Origin of the sequence: Xanthomonas sp. DAR 34887 (assembly GCF_041245805.1) — a bacterium.
In the GTDB taxonomy this organism is placed as follows: domain Bacteria; phylum Pseudomonadota; class Gammaproteobacteria; order Xanthomonadales; family Xanthomonadaceae; genus Xanthomonas_A; species Xanthomonas_A tesorieronis.
In genome coordinates, this window is record NZ_CP162490.1 from 1 (window position 1) to 17,745 (window position 17,745).

A 17,745-nucleotide genomic window follows, 5' to 3' on the forward strand; every position below is an offset into this window, starting at 1 on the left:
ATGGATGCTTGGCCCCGTTGCCTGGAACGTCTGGAAGCTGAATTTCCAGCCGAGGACGTTCACACCTGGTTGAAACCGCTGCAAGCCGAACAGCGCCATGACAACAGCATGGTCCTGTACGCCCCGAACGCCTTCATCGTCGAACAGGTACGCGAGCGCTACCTGGCGCGGATCCGCGAGCTGCTGACCTATTTCGCCGGCAGCGGCGAGGTGGTCCTGCAGGTCGGCTCGCGTCCGCGCGCACCGGAGCCGGTGGCGCCGGTGGCCAGCGACGCGGCCGCCGCGCGCACGCCGCCAGCGCCGTTGCTGGAACCGTTCGCCGGCAACCTCGACTCGCACTACACCTTCGCCAACTTCGTCGAAGGCCGCAGCAACCAGCTCGGCCTGGCCGCGGCCACGCAGGCGGCGCAGAAGCCCGGCGACCGCGCGCACAACCCGTTGCTGCTGTACGGCAGCACCGGCCTGGGCAAGACCCACCTGATGTTCGCCGCCGGCAACGCGATGCGCGAGCAGAATCCCAACGCGCGGGTCATGTACCTGCGCTCGGAACAGTTCTTCAGCGCGATGATCCGCGCGCTGCAGGACAAGACCATGGACCAGTTCAAGCGCCAGTTCCAGCAGGTGGACGCGCTGCTGATCGACGACATCCAGTTCTTCGCCGGCAAGGACCGCACCCAGGAAGAGTTCTTCCATACCTTCAACGCGCTGTTCGACGGCCGCCAGCAGATCATCCTGACCTGCGACCGCTACCCGCGCGAGGTCGAAGGCCTGGAGCCGCGGCTGAAGTCGCGCCTGGCCTGGGGCCTGTCGGTGGCGATCGACCCGCCCGATTTCGAGACCCGCGCGGCGATCGTGCTGGCCAAGGCGCGCGAGCGCGGAGCGGAGATCCCCGACGACGTGGCGTTCCTGATCGCCAAGAAGATGCGCTCCAACGTGCGCGACCTGGAAGGCGCGCTCAACACGCTGGCCGCCCGCGCCAACTTCACCGGCCGCGCGATCACCACCGAGTTCGCCCAGGAGACGCTGCGCGACCTGCTGCGCGCGCAGCAGCAGGCGATCGGCATCCCCAACATCCAGAAGACCGTGGCCGACTACTACGGCCTGCAGATCAAGGACCTGCTATCCAAGCGCCGCACCCGCTCGCTGGCGCGGCCGCGGCAGGTGGCGATGGCGCTGACCAAGGAACTGACCGAACACAGCCTGCCGGAGATCGGCGATGCGTTCGCCGGGCGCGACCACACCACCGTGCTGCACGCCTGCCGCCAGATCAAGCACCTGATGGAAACCGACGGCAAGCTGCGCGAGGACTGGGACAAGCTGATTCGCAAGCTCAGCGAGTAGCGGCCGGCGCTGCGCCGGAAGGGCGCGAACCGGCGCCTCGCCGGCGCTGCGGCGCGGGATGCCGGAAGCGCCGTATAAATCGGTGCATGACTTCGCGACAAATCCGGTAGAAACTGTGGATAAAGTGCAGCGCGGCGGCGCCGGCAAAACTATCCACAGGTTTCCCCACCCTTACAGGGGCAGTAATACCCGGGATTCAGGGAGCGAAAAACCCTTGTATTCCAGATAGTTAAGCTACCTTTGCACCGAAAATCGCTCTACCATCACCACCAAGCTTTGATTTATTCCATATCTTTTTAAAGCATAGGGGCACGGAACCACATGCGTTTCACACTGCAGCGCGAAGCCTTCCTCAAGCCATTGGCGCAAGTCGTCAATGTGGTCGAACGCCGCCAGACCTTGCCGGTTCTGGCCAACTTCCTGGTGCAGGTGCACGACGGACAACTGTCGCTGACCGGTACCGACCTGGAAGTGGAAATGGTGTCGCGTATCGCGGTCGACGACGCGCAGGACGGCGAAACCACGATTCCGGCACGCAAGCTGTTCGAGATCATTCGGGCGCTGCCCGACGGCAGCAAGATCACCGTCTCGCAGACCGGCGACAAGATCACCGTTCAGGCCGGGCGTAGTCGCTTCACCCTGGCCACGCTGCCGGCCAACGATTTCCCGTCGGTCGACGAAGTGGAAGCCACCGAGCGGGTGCTGGTGCCGGAAGCGGCGCTGAAGGAACTGATCGAGCGCACCGCGTTCGCGATGGCGCAGCAGGACGTGCGCTATTACCTCAACGGCCTGCTGTTCGACCTGCGCGATCAGACCCTGCGCTGCGTGGCCACCGATGGTCACCGCCTGGCGCTGTGCGAGACCGAGCTGGAGAACGCTGGCGGCGCCAAGCGCCAGATCATCGTGCCGCGCAAGGGCGTCACCGAGCTGCAGCGCCTGCTGGAAGGCGGCGATCGCGAGGTCGAGCTGGAAGTGGGCCGTAGCCACGTGCGGGTCAAGCGCGACGATGTCACCTTCACCTCGAAGCTGATCGACGGCCGTTTCCCCGATTACGAAGCGGTGATCCCGATCGGTGCCGACCGCGAGGTCAAGCTGGATCGCGAAGCCCTGCGCGCCGCGCTGCAGCGTGCGGCGATCCTGTCCAACGAGAAGTACCGCGGCGTGCGCGTGGAAGTTTCGCCGGGCCAGCTGAAGATCAGCGCGCACAACCCCGAGCAGGAAGAGGCGCAGGAAGAGATCGAGGCAGACACCAAGGTCAGCGACCTGGCGATCGGCTTCAACGTGAACTACCTGCTCGATGCGCTGTCGGCGCTGCGCGAGGAGTTCATCGTGATCCAGCTGCGCGATGCCAACTCCTCAGCCCTGGTGCGCGAGGCCAGCAGCGCCCGCTCCCGCCACGTGGTGATGCCGCTGCGTCTGTAACCGGCACACCACCTCGTGTTCCACGTGGAACACGCCGAGAAACCCGGCCTCGTGCCGGGTTTTCTTTTGCCTGTGGTTTATCAGGCCGCTTTCATCCCAAACACGCCCATGTGGGAGCGACTTCAGTCGCGACGGGCCTTACCACCAATGCATCAGCGCAACGCACAGGAACCCCTGGCTCTCCTCGTAGCGACCCGCTGCGGCCAACGCATCGAAACCGACCGGCCGGCAAGCCGCACCCGCAACAGGACGTTCGCACCCGCTTTGGGTATGCTGCCGCCCTACCCTGATGAGCCGACCCGCGTGCGCCCGGTGCGAGCGCCTCGCCCCGATTCCGCATGCACGTCTCCCGCCTCGATCTTCACCACCTGCGCCGCTTCGCCGCGTTGGAGCTGGCGCCCGCGCCCGGCTTGAACCTGATCACCGGCGACAACGGGGCCGGCAAGACCACCATCCTCGAGGCCATGCACCTGATGGCTTACGGCCGCAGCTTTCGCGGGCGGGTGCGCGATGGCCTGGTCAGCCAGGGCCAGGACGCGTTGGACGTGTTCGTCGAATGGCAGGAACGCGGCACGGAGCCGCAACAACCGCGCCGCCGCCGCGCCGGGCTGCGCCACAGCGGCCAGGATTGGCGTGGCCGGCTCGACGGCGAGGACGTGGCCTACCTCGGCACGCTCTGCGCTGCGCTGGCGGTGGTCACCTTCGAACCGGGCAGCCATGTGCTGGTCAGCGGCGGCGGCGAACCGCGCCGGCGTTTCGTCGATTGGGGCTTGTTCCACGTGGAACCTGATTTCCTGGCGCTATGGCGCCGCTACGCGCGGGCGCTCAAACAGCGCAACGCCCTGCTGAAGAGCGGTGGCGGCGGCGCGGCGCTGGACGCCTGGGACCACGAACTGGCCGAGGCTGGCGAACCGCTCACCTTCCGCCGCGAGCAGTACCTGGAACGCCTGCTGCAGCGCCTGTTGGCGCTGGGTCCCGAGTTGGCGCCGGCGCTGGGCATCCAGCACCTGCAGTTCGCCCCAGGCTGGCGGCGCCACGAGGTGCCGCTGGCCGACGCGTTGTTGCTCAACCGCGAGCGCGACCGCCAGTACGGCTACACCTCGGTCGGGCCGCACCGCGCCGACTGGAGCCTGGAGTTCGCGTCCATTCCCGGCCGCGACGCGCTGTCGCGCGGTCAGGCCAAGCTCACCGCGCTGGCCTGCCTGCTTGCCCAGGCCGAAGACTATGCCGAGCAACGTGGCGAGTGGCCGGTGATCGCGCTGGACGACTTGGCCTCGGAACTGGATCAGCAGCACCAGCACCGTGTGCTGCAACGGCTGCAGGCCGGCCCGGCGCAGGTCTTCGTCACTGCCACCGAAACTCCGCGCGCGCTGGCCGATACCGACTTGCCGATCGTGCGGTTCCACGTGGAACATGGGAGTGTTCTGGTCCAGCCCTAGGCCCACACGGGCCATGTGCCCGTGGCTGCTATAATTCCTGTCATTCCCTTATCAAGCGGCGCGAACCGGCCCCGGCCTGTCTTCGCCGCCTTGTGGAGCCCACGGCACGCGCATGACCGACGAACAGAACACCCCTCCTCCGAGCACCGGCAACTACGACGCGAACAGCATCACCGCCCTTGAAGGCCTCGAGGCGGTTCGCAAGCGGCCTGGCATGTACATCGGCGACGTCCATGACGGCACCGGTCTGCATCACATGGTGTTCGAGGTCGTCGACAACTCGATCGACGAGGCGCTGGCCGGCCACGCCGACCACGTCGCGGTGACGATCCACGCCGACGGCTCGGTGTCGGTGTCGGACAACGGGCGCGGCATCCCGGTCGGCAAGCACGAGCAGATGAGCAAGAAGCTCGGCCGCGAGGTGTCGGCAGCCGAGGTGGTGATGACCGTGCTGCACGCCGGCGGCAAGTTCGACGACAACAGCTACAAGGTCTCCGGCGGCCTGCACGGCGTCGGCGTCAGCGTGGTCAATGCGCTGTCGGAGAAGCTGCTGCTGGACGTGTTCCAGGGCGGCGCCCATTACCAGCAGGAATTCAGCAACGGCGCCGCTGTCGCCCCGCTCAAGAAACTGGGCGACACCAGCAAGCGCGGTACCACCGTGCGCTTCTGGCCCTCGGTCGTGGCCTTCCACAACAACGTGGAATACCACTACGACATCCTGGCCCGGCGCCTGCGCGAGCTGTCCTTCCTCAACTCCGGGGTCAAGATCGTGCTCGTCGACGAGCGCGGCGAAGGCCGCCGCGACGACTTCCACTACGAAGGCGGCATCCGCAGCTTCGTCGAGCACCTGGCGCAGCTGAAGACCCCGCTGCACCCGCACGTGATCGCGGTCAGCGGCGAGCACAACGGCATCACCGTGGAAGTGGCGCTGCAGTGGACCGACTCCTACCAGGAGACGATGTACTGCTTCACCAACAACATCCCGCAGAAGGACGGCGGCACGCACTTGGCCGGCTTCCGCGGCGCGCTGACCCGCGTGCTTAATACGTACATCGAGCAGAACGGCATCGCCAAGCAGGCCAAGATCAACCTGACCGGCGACGACATGCGCGAAGGCATGATCGCGGTGCTGTCGGTGAAGGTGCCCGATCCCAGCTTCTCCAGCCAGACCAAGGAAAAGCTGGTCAGTTCCGACGTGCGTCCGGCGGTGGAGACCGCATTCGGCGCGCGCCTGGAAGAATTCCTGCAGGAAAACCCCAACGAGGCCAAGGCCATCGCCGGCAAGATCGTCGATGCCGCACGCGCGCGCGAGGCCGCGCGCAAGGCACGCGACCTGACCCGCCGCAAGGGCGCGCTGGACATCGCCGGCCTGCCGGGCAAGCTGGCCGACTGCCAGGAGAAGGATCCGGCGCTGTCGGAACTGTTCATCGTCGAGGGCGACTCGGCCGGCGGCTCGGCCAAGCAGGGCCGCAACCGCAAGAACCAGGCGGTGCTGCCGCTGCGCGGCAAGATCCTCAACGTGGAACGCGCGCGCTTCGACCGCATGCTGGCCTCCGACCAGGTCGGTACGCTGATCACCGCGCTGGGGACCGGCATCGGCCGCGACGAGTACAACCCGGACAAGCTGCGCTACCACCGCATCATCATCATGACCGACGCCGACGTCGACGGCGCGCACATCCGCACCCTGCTGCTGACCTTCTTCTACCGGCAGATGCCGGAGCTGATCGAGCGCGGTTACATCTACATCGGCCTGCCGCCGCTTTACCGGCTCAAGCAGGGCAAGCAGGAGCTGTACCTGAAGGACGACAACGCGCTCAACGCCTACCTGGCCAACAGCGCGGTCGAAGGTGCGGCACTGATTCCGGCGAGCAACGAGCCGCCGATCACCGGTGCCGCGCTGGAGAAACTGCTGCTGCTGTTCGCCAGCGCCAACGACGCCGTGGCGCGCAACGCGCACCGCTACGATCCGGCGCTGCTGACCGCGCTGATCGATCTGCCGCCGCTGGATGTGGCGCAGCTGGAGGCCGAGGGCGACCATCACCCGAGCCTGGAGGCCCTGCAGGCCGTGCTCAACCGCGGCAGCTTGGGCACCGCGCGCTACGAGCTGCGCTTCGAGCCGGGAAATGAGCACAAATCGGCGACGTTGACCGTCGTTCGCCGCCATATGGGCGAAGAACTGACCAATTGGCTGCCCATGGCGGCGTTCGAAAGCGGCGAACTGCGCCCGCTGCGCGACGTCGCGCTGGCGTTGAGCGGGCTGGTCCGCGAAGGCGCGCAGATCGTGCGCGGCAACAAGACCCAAGCGGTCGCCAGCTTCGCCCAGGCGCATGCCTGGTTGTTCGAGGAGGCCAAGAAGGGCCGGCAGATCCAGCGCTTCAAGGGCCTGGGCGAAATGAACGCCGAGCAGCTGTGGGAAACCACGGTGAACCCGGATACGCGCCGCCTGTTGCAGGTGCGCATCGAGGACGCGGTGGCCGCCGACCAGATCTTCAGCACCCTGATGGGCGACGTGGTCGAACCGCGCCGCGATTTCATCGAGGAAAACGCGCTGAAGGTCGCCAACCTCGACATCTGACGCGGCGTCGCCGCCCCCGGCTCGCGCCGGGGGCTGGCCTCGCTCCGCTCCCATCGCCTGCTTTCGCCCAGGATCGCGATGACCTCGCTGCCGTCGCCCATGCCCGCCCCGCCCCCGCTGACCAATGCCGCGCCACCGCCGTCCGGCTGGGGCAAGCCGGTGCTCGGTTTCGTTCTCGACGTGCTGCTTGCCGCGGTCGTGCTGTTGGCCGTCAGCGTGCTGTCCGGCCTGGTCTGGGGCGTGGTGCGCGGCGTCCAGGTCACCATGGAGCTGCGGGCGCAGGGCGTTCCCGCCGATCGGCTGACCGCCGCCGTCGCCTCCCTGCTCGGCCAGCCCGGGGCGCTGGCGCAGTTGTTGATCGCCCTGGTGAGCACCCTGTCCGCGGCCTTGCTGCTGTACTTCCTGCGGCGCCCGGCCACCGCGGCCGAGCGCCGCGCCTCCTGGCAGGCCGCGCGCGTGCCTGCGACCTGGGGCTGGGTGGTGCTGGTGGCGGTGGCGGTATTCGTGGGCAGCAGCGTGCTGTCCAACCTCGGCGCGCAGCTGGGGGTCAAGCCGGTGCCGACCAACCTGCCGCTGATGCGCGAAGCGATGACGCAGATGCCGCTGTTCCTGGTCGTGTTCGCGGTGCTGATCGCCCCGGCCTACGAGGAACTGCTGTTTCGCCGCGTGCTGTTCGGGCGCCTGTGGGATGCCGGCTGGCCGCGGCTGGGCATGGCGCTCAGCGGCGCCGCGTTCGCGCTGGTGCACGAACTGCCCGGCACCACCGGCAATGGCGTGGCCGAGACCCTGCAGCTGTGGTTGGTCTACGGCAGCATGGGCGCGGCGTTCGCATGGCTGTACAAGCGCACCGGCACGTTGTGGGCGCCGATCGCCGCGCACGGGCTGAACAACGCCGTCGCTGTAGCGGCTTTGTATTGGTTTGGCACAACTTGAAGATTTGTTTGACGAAAAGTTAAGACGTGTGCCACCACACTGCGATGCGTGTCATAGGGGGACCCGTATGAAGAGTGTTGTACTGGGGGCATCCATCGCGGTGCTGCTGGCAGCGTGCGCGACCACCACTTCGCCGACCGGGCGTACCCAGGTCGTGGGTGGCGTCTCGCAGCAGGAACTCGATCAACTCGGCTTGAAAGCGTTCGCCGAGACCAAGGCCAAGGAGCCGATCGATACCGATCCCAAGCGCAACGCCTACGTGCGCTGCGTGGTCAACGCCCTGGTCGCGCAGTTGCCGCCGCAGTGGCGCAGCACGGCGTGGGAAACCGCCCTGTTCGACGACAAGGAACCCAACGCGTTCGCGCTGCCCGGCGGCAAGGTCGGGGTCAACAGCGGCATCTTCACCGTGGCCAAGAATCAGGATCAGCTGGCGGCGGTGCTCGGCCACGAGATCGGCCATGTGATCTCGCGCCATCACGAAGAACGCATCACCCGCCAGATGGGCACCCAGACCGGCCTCAGCCTGCTCGGTGCGCTGGCCGGCGCGCGCTATGGCAGCGCCGCGGCCGACACGGTGGGCCAGGTCGGCGGCATGACCGCGCAGGCCGCGTTTCTGCTGCCGGGCTCGCGCACCCAGGAGAGCGAGGCCGACGTGGTCGGCCAGCGGCTGATGGCACAGGCCGGTTTCGACCCGGCGCAGGCCGTGGATCTGTGGAAGAACATGATGGCCGCCGGCGGCCAACGCCCGCCGCAGTGGCTGTCCACCCACCCCGACCCCAGCGCCCGCATCGGCGAACTGCAACGCGATGTCGCTACGCTCGAGCCGGTCTATGCGCAGGCGCGCAGTGCCGGGCGGGTGCCGAAGTGCAATTGAGCGCATCGGCCGCAGCGCTCGACGCCTGCGCCGCAATGCCAATGCGTCCTAAAACGTTTTCACCACGTACAGGTTTCTGTTAGTTTTGCTGGCTCGGCCCAGGATGGCCGCTCCGTCTTCCGTGCCGCTCAGGGCGGTTCCACCGAGGTGATCCATGAAATTCAGTATTCGCAAGCAAGCGCTGTTGTCCCTGCTGATCACTGCTGCCCTCGGCGGCGCGGTGGTGACCGACGCTGTCGCGCAGTCTGATCGCTCCGAGCAGCGCTCCTCGCGCAAGTCCAAGAACGAAAAGGCCGCGGTGATGTTCCCCAACGCCACCCGCCAGGAGCCGACCGGCAAGCCGTCGTCCAAGCTCGGCAGCAAGCTGCAGAAGCTGATCGACACCTACAACAAGGGCGAGGACTACGCCGCCGTGCGTACCCAGGCCGACGAGATCCTGGCCAATAGCGCGGCCAACGAATACGACAAGTCCATCGCCGCGCAGCTCGCCGCGCAGGCCGCCTACAACCTGGACGACAGCAAGGCCGCCAAGCAGTACCTGCAGCAGGCGATCCAGTTCAACGGCCTGGACAACAACGGCCACTTCCAGTCGATGCTGATGCTGGCGCAGCTGCAGCTGCAGGACGACGAGACCGCCGCCGGCCTGGCGACGCTGGACAAGTTCCTCGCCGAATCCAAGTCGAACCGCCCGGAAGACCTGATCCTCAAGGGCCAGGCGCTGTACCAGACCGAGCGCTACCAAGAGGCGATCCCGGTGCTGCAGCAAGCCATCGCCGCGTCGCCAGAGCCCAAGGACAGCTGGAACCAGCTGCTGATGGCGTCCTATGCCGAAGCCGGCCAGACCGGCGAAGCGGTCAAGGCGGCCGAAGCGCTGGCGGCGAAGACGCCGAACGACAAGAAGGCCCAGCTCAACCTGGCCAGCATGTACATGCAGGCCGACCAGATGGACAAGGCCGCGGCGGTGATGGACAAGCTGCGTGCGGCCGGGCAGTTGACCGACGAGAAGGAGTACAAGCAGCTGTACTCGATCTACGCCAACACCGACAAGAAGGAAAAGGACGTCATCGCGGTCATCAACGAAGGCATGCAGAAGGGCATCCTCAAGCCTGACTACCAGACCTATCTGGCGCTGGCGCAGTCCTACTACTACACCGACCAGGTGCCGCAGGCGATCGAGAACTGGCAGAAGGCCGCGCCGTTGTCCAAGGACGGCGAGACCTATCTGAACCTGGCCAAGGTGCTGCACCAGGAAGGCCGCATCCCGGAAGCCAAGCAGGCCGCGCAGCAGGCGCTCGCCAAGGGCGTCAAGAAGCCGGAAGACGCCAAGAAGATCATCAATCTGAAGTAAAGAGCAAAAAAAGCCCCCGAAAACCAGTGCTTAAAGTAGTGCAGGTCACAGGGATTGGTATAAGCTTGGAGGTTCCTGCGGTGTCAAGCCGCCTGAACTGGGATTCAGATTCGTCGCGAATCCCGGCCCCCCTAAATCGAGTCATTGGCGCATGACGGAACAATTGGTCATCAATCGGCATTACGACAGAGATGAAGCCTCCGGCCTCAGCTGGCCGCGCATCATCGGTATTGCCTTCGTAATCGCGCTGCATCTGGCAGCGTTGATGTTGTTGCTGATTCCAGCCGTTGCGCCGAAGGCGGCAGCGGAGAAGGAGCGCAACATCGTCGTCACCCTAGTCGACGCCCCGCCACCCCCGCCACCCCCGCCGCCGCCGCCGCCGAAGCCGCCGGAGACGCCGCCGCCGCCGGTCAAGAACCTGGCCCCGCCGAAGCCGACCCCGTTGCCGCCGCCGCCGGAAGCCCCGGTGATCGACGTGCCGGAGCCGCGCCCGAGCGACATCGCCACGCCGCCGTCGCCGCCGTCGCCGCCTGCCGCCGCGACCGACATCGGTGCCAGCGTCGATATCTCGTCGAAGAACATGAACCCGCCGAAGTACCCGCCGTCCGCATTCCGGTCGGGCGCGGAAGGCGAGGTGATCCTGATCATCGATGTCGATGCAAACGGTAACGTCACCAACGTCGCCGTCGAGAAATCCAGCCGCAATCGCGATCTGGACCGCGCCGCCATGGAAGCAGCGCGCAAGTGGCGGTTCAATTCCGCTGTCGTCAATGGACAGAAGACCGCCGGCCGCGTCCGCGTACCGGTCAACTTCGCGCTGAACTGATACAAAGGCAGCAGGCCGGCGCACCCGCCGGTCTGCAGGCCCTGTCTACTCTTTGCACCACCCTCATCACCACACACAACAAAGGTAAGCGTCATGCTGCAGGAAATTTTCATCGCCGCTGCTGCGGGGGGCAACAACGCATCGAACGCCCTGTCGCAGATGGGCTTCGAGCACCTGATCACCGAGATGACCTCCAAGCCGGGTGACTTCGCCGTCTCCTGGGTGGTGCTCATCACCCTTATCATCATGTCGGCGTCGTCCTGGTACTGGACCGTCATCAACATCTTCCGCGCCACCCGTCTGAAGGGCCAGGCCGACCGCGTCACCAGCCTGTTCTGGGATACGCCGAACGCGCAGGACGCCATCCGTGCGATGGAAGAGCAGCCGGCCAGCGAGCCGTTCTCGAAGATCGCGCTCGACGCCGCGCAGGCCGCTGCGCACCACCAGCGCGCCGAAGCCGGTGCCGGCACCGGCCTGGGCGAGACCCTGAGCCGTTCGGAGTTCGTCGACCGTGCCCTGCGCCAGGCCGTGACCCGCGAAAGCACCAAGCTGCAGTCGGGCATGACCCTGCTGGCCACCGTCGGTGCGACCGCGCCGTTCGTCGGTCTGCTCGGTACGGTGTGGGGCATCTACGGCGCGCTGATCAAGATCGGTGCCACCGGCTCCGCCTCGATCGACGCCGTTGCCGGCCCGGTGGGTGAAGCGCTGATCATGACCGCGATCGGTCTGTTCGTCGCGATCCCGGCCGTGTTCGCGTTCAACTTCTTCAGCAAGGTCAACAGCTCGACGATCGCCAAGTTCGATACGTTCGCCCACGACCTGCACGACTTCTTCGCCACTGGTTCGCGCGTTCGCTGATCCGCGGTCGAGTAGTCCACGCAACGATTAACGGAGCCCGTTATGGCTTTCAGTAGTGGTAACAGCGGCGGCCCCATGGCCGACATCAATGTCACGCCCCTCGTGGACGTGATGCTGGTGCTGCTGATCATCTTCATCATCACGGCACCGCTGATGTCCCACAAGGTCAAGGTGGAGCTGCCCCAGGCCAACCTGAAGCAGGATCCGGACAAGGACGAAAAACGTTCCAATCCGATCACGCTGGCGGTCAAGGAAGACGGGTCGCTGTACTGGAACGACGAGCCGATTTCCAAGGAAGCCCTGGAATCGCGCTTCTCCACCGCTGCCCAGCAGACCCCGCAGCCGCCGCTCAACCTGCGTGGCGACCGCACGACCAAGATGCGTACGATCAACGAGATCACCAAGATCGCGCAGGGTCAGGGCATGCTGGACGTCGGCTTCGTTGCGACCAAAGAGAAGGGGAACTGAGCCATGGCATTCAGCTCAGGAGGCGGCCGTGGTCCCATGGCCGACATCAACGTCACGCCGCTGGTCGACGTGATGCTGGTGCTGTTGATCATCTTCATCGTGACCGCGCCGATCATGACGTATCCGATCGACGTGGACCTGCCGCAGCGAGTGATCAACCCGCCGCCGCAGTTGCGCGATCCGCCGCCGCCGATCGATCTGCGGATCGATGCGTCGAACCAGCTTTTCTGGAACAACAGCCCGGTGGCTGTGACGGCGCTTCCGCAAATGATGGAAAACGAAGTACAGCGCGATCCGACCAACCAGCCGGAGCTGCGCATCGATGCCAATCCGGATTCCGAATACGAAGTGATGGCCAAGGTGCTGGCCGCCGCCAAGAATTCGGACATGAAAAAGATCGGCTTCGTGCAGCAATAAGCTTTACCGCAACACCTCAGTCATGACGCGACTGCAACGCCACCGGCAACGGTGGCGTTTTTTTTGGGGCGTCGGGCAGACCGGCAGATATCGACGCCGGCGTAAACTGCTCTTGGTCCGGCAACACGCCGTCGGCTCCCTTGTGGGAGCGACTCCGGGTGGCCTCGGGCCATCAGTCGCGGCGAGCTGCACTCTCGAGGCGATGCCCATAGGCGACCGACAACGCTTTGCGCCGAAGCCGCTGCTCCTTGCCTTTAGGCTGTAAGCAAAAAGGCATCGGCTGATGGCTGCGCGATGCGCGGCGGCGCCGCACCCCCCATCCCGCCCCACGGCATCTCCCGCTCCATGCGCCCGGCCCCTCGCGCGACGCCATGTTCCGGGTGTAGGCTGGATCCGCGACACCGCCACCACAGGACAGGAGGCAGGCCATGGCTTTCAGTACCGCTGGGAACCGGGGACCGTTGTCGGACATCAATGTCACACCGCTGGTCGATGTCATGTTGGTGCTGTTGATCATCTTCATCGTGACCGCACTGCTGGTGACGCGGCCGATCACGATGAACTTGCCGCAGCTTGTCGATACGCCGCAGCGGCCGCTCGAGCCGCCGCCGCCGATCCAGTTGCGCCTGGACGCCAGCGGCCAGCTGTTCTGGAACGCCAGTCCCCTGCCCTTGGCCGACCTGCAGCCGCGACTGCAAGAGGCGATGGCGCAAGCCGCCGGCAACACGCCGGAACTGCGCATCGAAGCCAACCCCGATGCCGAGTACGAGGTGATGGCCAAGGTGCTGGCCGCGGCCAAGAACGCGCAGGTGGACCGCATCGGCTTCGTGCAGTAATGCGTTTTTAGCGCAACCGCTGCGTCATCGCGGACTGCGAACGCCACCGGCAACGGTGGCGTTTTTGCTTCGGCGCCGGCGCGAAAGCAACGGAGCCGACGCCGATGTCGGGAACCTCAAATATCTCAGTGCGAAGCTGCACGCTGCTCGTTTTGACGGCGTGTCGTTTTCCTGTCGCGGCTGAAGCCGCTCCTACAAGAGCACGGCATACACGTTGTAGGAGCGGCTTCAGCCGCGACAGGAGAACGAAGTAGCCGCGATGCCAGGCATCCATGGGAATCCCGCCCGCAAAGCTGCCTGAAACTGGCCGACCCAATGTGATCGGTCTCGACTGCATTGCGTTCGGCAAATTCGGAGGTTGTCGATTGCCGATCCTCCTCAGAGAATTCCCCAACAAGTCAACATCTCTGCTCGAAATGCAGACGGCTACCGCGCGGCAGCCACGATCTCCAGATACGCCTTCACCGTGGCATCCAGCCCTGCGTACAGCGCCTCGCCGATCAGCGCATGTCCGATCGACACCTCCAGCACCTGCGGCACCGCGGCCAGGAACGCGCCGAGGTTGTCCTGGGACAGGTCGTGGCCGGCATTGACGCCGAGTCCGGCGGCCTGGGCCCGGCGGGCGGCTGCGGCGAAGGCGGCCGGCGCCGCGGCGTCGCCCCGCTCGAACGCGTCCGCATACGGTCCGGTGTAGAGTTCCACGCGGTCTGCGCCGAGTTCGGCGGCACGTGCCAGGTCGGGGTTGTCCGCATCGACGAACAGGCTGACCCGGCAGCCCAGCGCTTTCAGTTCGGCGATCAGCGGGCGCAGCCGCTCGCTGTCGCGACCGAAGTCGAAGCCGTGGTCGGAGGTCAGTTGCCCGTCGCCGTCCGGGACCAGGGTGGCCTGCGCCGGGCGCGCTTGCGCGCACAGCGGTATCAGGCCGGGATAACCGGGCCGCGGTGGGGCGAACGGGTTGCCTTCGATGTTGAATTCGACGCCGCGCGCGCGGGTCAGTTCGGCCAGCGCCAGGACGTCCTCGGCGTGGATGTGGCGCCGGTCCGGGCGCGGATGCACGGTGATGCCGTGCGCGCCGGCGTCCAGGCAGGCGCGCGCCGCCTCGAGTACGCTCGGCAGTTCGCCGCCGCGCGAGTTACGCAGCACGGCGATCTTGTTGACGTTGACGCTTAGCTGGGTCATCGGCGGGCAGCGCTTACGAGGAAATCGCGTCATCGCTGGCTGCCGCCGCCGCGGCGCGGCGCGCCTCGGCCTGCTCGCGCAGCCGGCGCAGTTCGGCCGGATCGATCATCGGCAGGGCATCGCGTTGGCTGGCATCGCCGATCTTGGCCACGTACCAGCCGCGCGCCCAGGCCAGCAGGAACCCCAGCGCCGCCAGCAAGGCCAGCACCAGCAACGACATGTGCGGCGTGGAGAACGCCAGGACGAAGGCAGCGAGCGCGAGCAGCAGAAAAAGCCAGTACATGACGATCTCCCCAAGGATGGGCGCAGTGTAGCGCCGCCCGGGCGGCCGGTTCCACGACGCACCGCCGGAACGGGCGCCGCGTTGCCGCCCAAGCCCGCCCCGCGGGTCACGCTCGCCTTACGTCCGAGGCCGCTTGGCCGCCCGGCGTGTGCGTACCCTTGCGTGGCACGCAAGCAGCGCGATCGTCCGGGATCGACGCCGCGCCTACAGCAACGGCGAAGTCAGCCGCGCCAGCGCTTCGGGCAGCCGGTAGCGCCACAGCGAGCGCTTGCGGTCGTCGCGCACCTGCACCGCATCGGCGATCTCGCGGCCGACCAGCGTGGCCAGTTCCTGGGTCAGCTTGCGGTCGCGGAACATCGCCGCCACCTCGAAGTTGAGCCGGAAACTGCGGTTGTCGAAGTTGGCGCTGCCGACGATGCAAAGCGCGTCGTCGACGATCAGCGCCTTGCTGTGCAGCATGCGCGGGCCGTATTCGTAGATCTTGACCCCGGCCTGCAGCAACTCGTCGAAATACGAGCGCGCGGCCAGCGTCACCAGCCGCGAATCGCTGCGCTTGGGCACCAGCAGGCGCACGTCGAGCCCGCCCAGCGCGGCCGAGGTCAGCGCCATGCGCGCGGCTTCGCCGGGAACGAAATACGGCGTCACCAGCCACACCCGCCGCTGCGCCTCGTAGATCGCCGCCACCTGCATGCGGTGGATGCTTTCCCACGACGAATCCGGCCCGGACACCAGCACCTGCGCCTGGATCGCGCCTTCGTCGCGGCCGGGCATGTCGTGCGGCCAGATCTGCGCCATGTCGAACGTGTCGCGGCCCTGGCGGGTGGCGTACAGCCAGTCCTCGACGAACACCAGCTGCAGGCTGCGCACCACGTGGCCCTCGCAACGCACGTGCAGATCGCGATAGGCGTCGGTGCGCAGCGCCTCGTTTTCTTCGTCGGTGACGTTGATGCCGCCGGTGAAGCCGATGCGCCCGTCGATCACCACGATCTTGCGGTGCGTGCGCAGGTTCACCCACGGCCGCTTGAACTTGAACGGGCGCAGCAGCTGGGTGGGGTGGAACCAGACCGCTTCGCCGCCGGCGTCGAGCAGCGGTTGCAGGAAGCGCTTGCGCACCTGCGAGGAACCCACCGCGTCCAGCAGCAGGCGCACCTTCACCCCGGCGCGGGCGCGTTCGACCAGCGCGTCGCGGATACGCGTGCCGCTGCGGTCGGGGTTGAAGATGTAATACTCCAGGTGCACGTGGTGCTGCGCGGCGGCGATGTCGCGCACGATCGCGTCGTAGGTGGCGGCGCCGTCCACCAGCCATTGCGCGGTGGTCGCCGAACTCGGCGCCAGGCCGGTGGTGGCCTGGGCGATCTTGGCCAGCTCGGTGCAATCGGCGTCGGGCGGGCACACGCTGCTGTAGTGCTCCATGCCCGAGCGCGAACGGCCGCGGCGCAAGCGCTGCCGCTTCACCTTCTGCGGCCCGAGCAGGTAATAGATGACGAAGCCCAGATAGGGCAGCGCGGCCAGCGAGAGCACCCAGCTCAGCGTGGCCGCCGGTTCGCGTTTCTGCAGCACGATCCAGCCGCTCAGCCACAGGATGTACAGCAGGTAGGCGGCGGTGAGGTAGGCGCCGAAATGGGGGATGCCGGTCAGCCAGTCCCAGGTGTTCTGCAGGGTCGCGAATACGAACATCGGCGGATTCTACGGGGCCGGCGCGGCTCCTGCGCGTGGCGCTGAAAGATTCAGTCCCACTGCGTGGCCGTCGCAGCGGCCGAGACGGCAGCGGCGTAGCCTGTGCGCATGAGCACGGCCATCAAGGGACGCGGCGCCGGCAGCCACCTGCCCGGCCGCTTCGAACGCACCATCAGCCAGGCCGAGGACGACGGCTGGCACCCCGACGACAGCGAGGAATTCGCCGCGCCGCGGCTGCGCACCGAGGTGCGCGAGGAGACCGCGCGCAGCATCATCAGCCGCAACCAGTCGCCGGACGTGGGCTTCTCGCAGTCGGTCAATCCGTACCGCGGTTGCGAACACGGCTGCAGCTACTGCTTCGCCCGCCCCAGCCACGCCTACCTGAACCTGTCGCCCGGGCTGGACTTCGAGACCCGCCTGTTCGCCAAGACCAATGCGCCGGAGCTGCTGCGCCGCGAACTGGCCAAGCCCGGCTACGTGCCCAGTCCGATCGCGCTGGGCATCAACACCGACGCCTACCAGCCGATCGAGCGCAAGCTGCAGCTGACCCGCCGGCTGATCGAAGTGCTGTGGGAAACCCGCCATCCGTTCTCGCTGATCACCAAGAACGCGCTGGTCGAGCGCGACCTGGACCTGCTGGTGCCGCTGGCGCGCGAAAACCTGGTCAGCGTGCATTTCTCGGTGACCTCGCTGGACCCGCGCCTGTCGGCACGGCTGGAGCCGCGCGCCTCGGCGCCGCATGCGCGGCTGCGCGCGATGCGCACTTTGCACGAGGCCGGGGTGCCGGTGGGGGTGATGGTGGCGCCGGTGATCCCGTGGATCAACGACCACGAACTGGAAGCGGTGCTGGAGGCGGCGCATGCCGCCGGCGCCGGCTCGGCCGGCTACGTGCTGCTGCGCCTGCCGCACGAGGTCGCGCCGCTGTTCCGAGACTGGCTGCAGGCGCATCATCCCGACCGCGCCGCGCACGTGATGAGCACGGTGCAGCAGCTGCGCGGCGGCAAGGACTACGACGCCACCTTCGGCAAGCGCATGCGCGGCGAAGGCGTCTATGCCGACCTGCTCACGCGGCGCTTCGCGCTGGCGCACAAGCGCCTGGGCTACGCCGAACGCGCGCGCCCGGCACTGGACTGCAGCCGCTTCGTCAAACCGTTGCCGCCGCGTGCGCCATCGCCGCAGGGTGTGTTGTTTTGAGGCGGGGATTTGGGATTCGGGATTGGGGATTCGTAAGAGCGCGCGGCGGCTGCTTTAGCTAGCTACCGGTCA

General features: G+C 66.8%; 16 protein-coding genes. 13 read left to right on the forward strand and 3 right to left on the reverse strand.

Going from position 1 to position 17,745, the window contains the following annotated elements:
• The 12 genes from dnaA (at position 1) to AB3X08_RS00060 (ending at position 13,340) form a co-directional block, all read left to right on the forward strand.
• Complete coding sequence (gene dnaA, locus AB3X08_RS00005; protein WP_369935332.1) at positions 1-1,341, forward strand: chromosomal replication initiator protein DnaA; 1,341 nt, start codon at positions 1-3, stop codon at positions 1,339-1,341.
• A 321-nt stretch (positions 1,342-1,662) separates the two neighbouring features.
• The gene (dnaN, locus tag AB3X08_RS00010; protein ID WP_179570245.1) at positions 1,663-2,763 is read left to right on the forward strand and encodes a DNA polymerase III subunit beta; all 1,101 of its coding nucleotides are present in this window, start codon (positions 1,663-1,665) and stop codon (positions 2,761-2,763) included.
• 338 nt (positions 2,764-3,101) lie between these two features.
• The gene (gene recF / locus AB3X08_RS00015) at positions 3,102-4,202 is read left to right on the forward strand and encodes a DNA replication/repair protein RecF (RefSeq protein ID WP_369935334.1); all 1,101 of its coding nucleotides are present in this window, start codon (positions 3,102-3,104) and stop codon (positions 4,200-4,202) included.
• 112 nt (positions 4,203-4,314) lie between these two features.
• Positions 4,315-6,780 (forward strand): DNA topoisomerase (ATP-hydrolyzing) subunit B, encoded by a 2,466-nt coding sequence (gyrB, locus tag AB3X08_RS00020; RefSeq protein ID WP_369935336.1) that lies wholly within the window; start codon positions 4,315-4,317, stop codon positions 6,778-6,780.
• Between the two features lie 78 nt (positions 6,781-6,858).
• Positions 6,859-7,713 carry a lysostaphin resistance A-like protein gene (locus AB3X08_RS00025; RefSeq protein WP_369935337.1) on the forward strand — a complete coding sequence of 285 codons (855 nt, stop codon included), beginning with the start codon at positions 6,859-6,861 and terminating at the stop codon, positions 7,711-7,713.
• Positions 7,714-7,780: 67 nt separating this feature from the next.
• A complete protein-coding gene (locus tag AB3X08_RS00030; protein WP_184414455.1) occupies positions 7,781-8,587 on the forward strand; it encodes a M48 family metallopeptidase in 807 nt (268 codons plus the stop codon).
• 154 nt (positions 8,588-8,741) lie between these two features.
• The gene (locus AB3X08_RS00035) at positions 8,742-9,935 is read left to right on the forward strand and encodes a tetratricopeptide repeat protein (RefSeq protein ID WP_369935339.1); all 1,194 of its coding nucleotides are present in this window, start codon (positions 8,742-8,744) and stop codon (positions 9,933-9,935) included.
• 151 nt (positions 9,936-10,086) lie between these two features.
• Positions 10,087-10,761, forward strand: a complete 675-nt coding sequence (locus AB3X08_RS00040; protein WP_184414453.1) for an energy transducer TonB — start codon at positions 10,087-10,089, stop codon at positions 10,759-10,761.
• A gap of 93 nt (positions 10,762-10,854) precedes the next feature.
• Entirely contained in the window at positions 10,855-11,619 is a 765-nt protein-coding gene (exbB, locus tag AB3X08_RS00045) for a TonB-system energizer ExbB (RefSeq protein WP_179570259.1), read from the forward strand.
• Between the two features lie 42 nt (positions 11,620-11,661).
• The gene (locus AB3X08_RS00050; RefSeq protein WP_184414452.1) at positions 11,662-12,087 is read left to right on the forward strand and encodes an ExbD/TolR family protein; all 426 of its coding nucleotides are present in this window, start codon (positions 11,662-11,664) and stop codon (positions 12,085-12,087) included.
• 3 nt (positions 12,088-12,090) lie between these two features.
• Complete coding sequence (locus AB3X08_RS00055; RefSeq protein WP_003470010.1) at positions 12,091-12,504, forward strand: ExbD/TolR family protein; 414 nt, start codon at positions 12,091-12,093, stop codon at positions 12,502-12,504.
• A 428-nt stretch (positions 12,505-12,932) separates the two neighbouring features.
• Positions 12,933-13,340, forward strand: a complete 408-nt coding sequence (locus AB3X08_RS00060; protein ID WP_369935342.1) for an ExbD/TolR family protein — start codon at positions 12,933-12,935, stop codon at positions 13,338-13,340.
• Positions 13,341-13,766: 426 nt separating this feature from the next.
• Here the strand turns inward: AB3X08_RS00060 and AB3X08_RS00065 are convergent, their stop codons facing one another.
• From AB3X08_RS00065 to cls, 3 genes are all read right to left on the reverse strand, one after another.
• The gene (locus AB3X08_RS00065) at positions 13,767-14,519 is read right to left on the reverse strand and encodes a pyridoxine 5'-phosphate synthase (RefSeq protein WP_369935344.1); all 753 of its coding nucleotides are present in this window, start codon (positions 14,517-14,519) and stop codon (positions 13,767-13,769) included.
• Positions 14,520-14,532: 13 nt separating this feature from the next.
• Positions 14,533-14,802 (reverse strand): hypothetical protein, encoded by a 270-nt coding sequence (locus tag AB3X08_RS00070; RefSeq protein WP_184414449.1) that lies wholly within the window; start codon positions 14,800-14,802, stop codon positions 14,533-14,535.
• Positions 14,803-15,006: 204 nt separating this feature from the next.
• Positions 15,007-16,479 carry a cardiolipin synthase gene (cls, locus tag AB3X08_RS00075; protein ID WP_369935346.1) on the reverse strand — a complete coding sequence of 491 codons (1,473 nt, stop codon included), beginning with the start codon at positions 16,477-16,479 and terminating at the stop codon, positions 15,007-15,009.
• Between the two features lie 108 nt (positions 16,480-16,587).
• On the opposite strand from cls, the gene AB3X08_RS00080 reads away from it, so the two are divergent.
• Positions 16,588-17,673 (forward strand): PA0069 family radical SAM protein, encoded by a 1,086-nt coding sequence (locus AB3X08_RS00080; RefSeq protein WP_369935348.1) that lies wholly within the window; start codon positions 16,588-16,590, stop codon positions 17,671-17,673.
• The last annotated feature ends 72 nt before the right edge of the window (positions 17,674-17,745 follow it).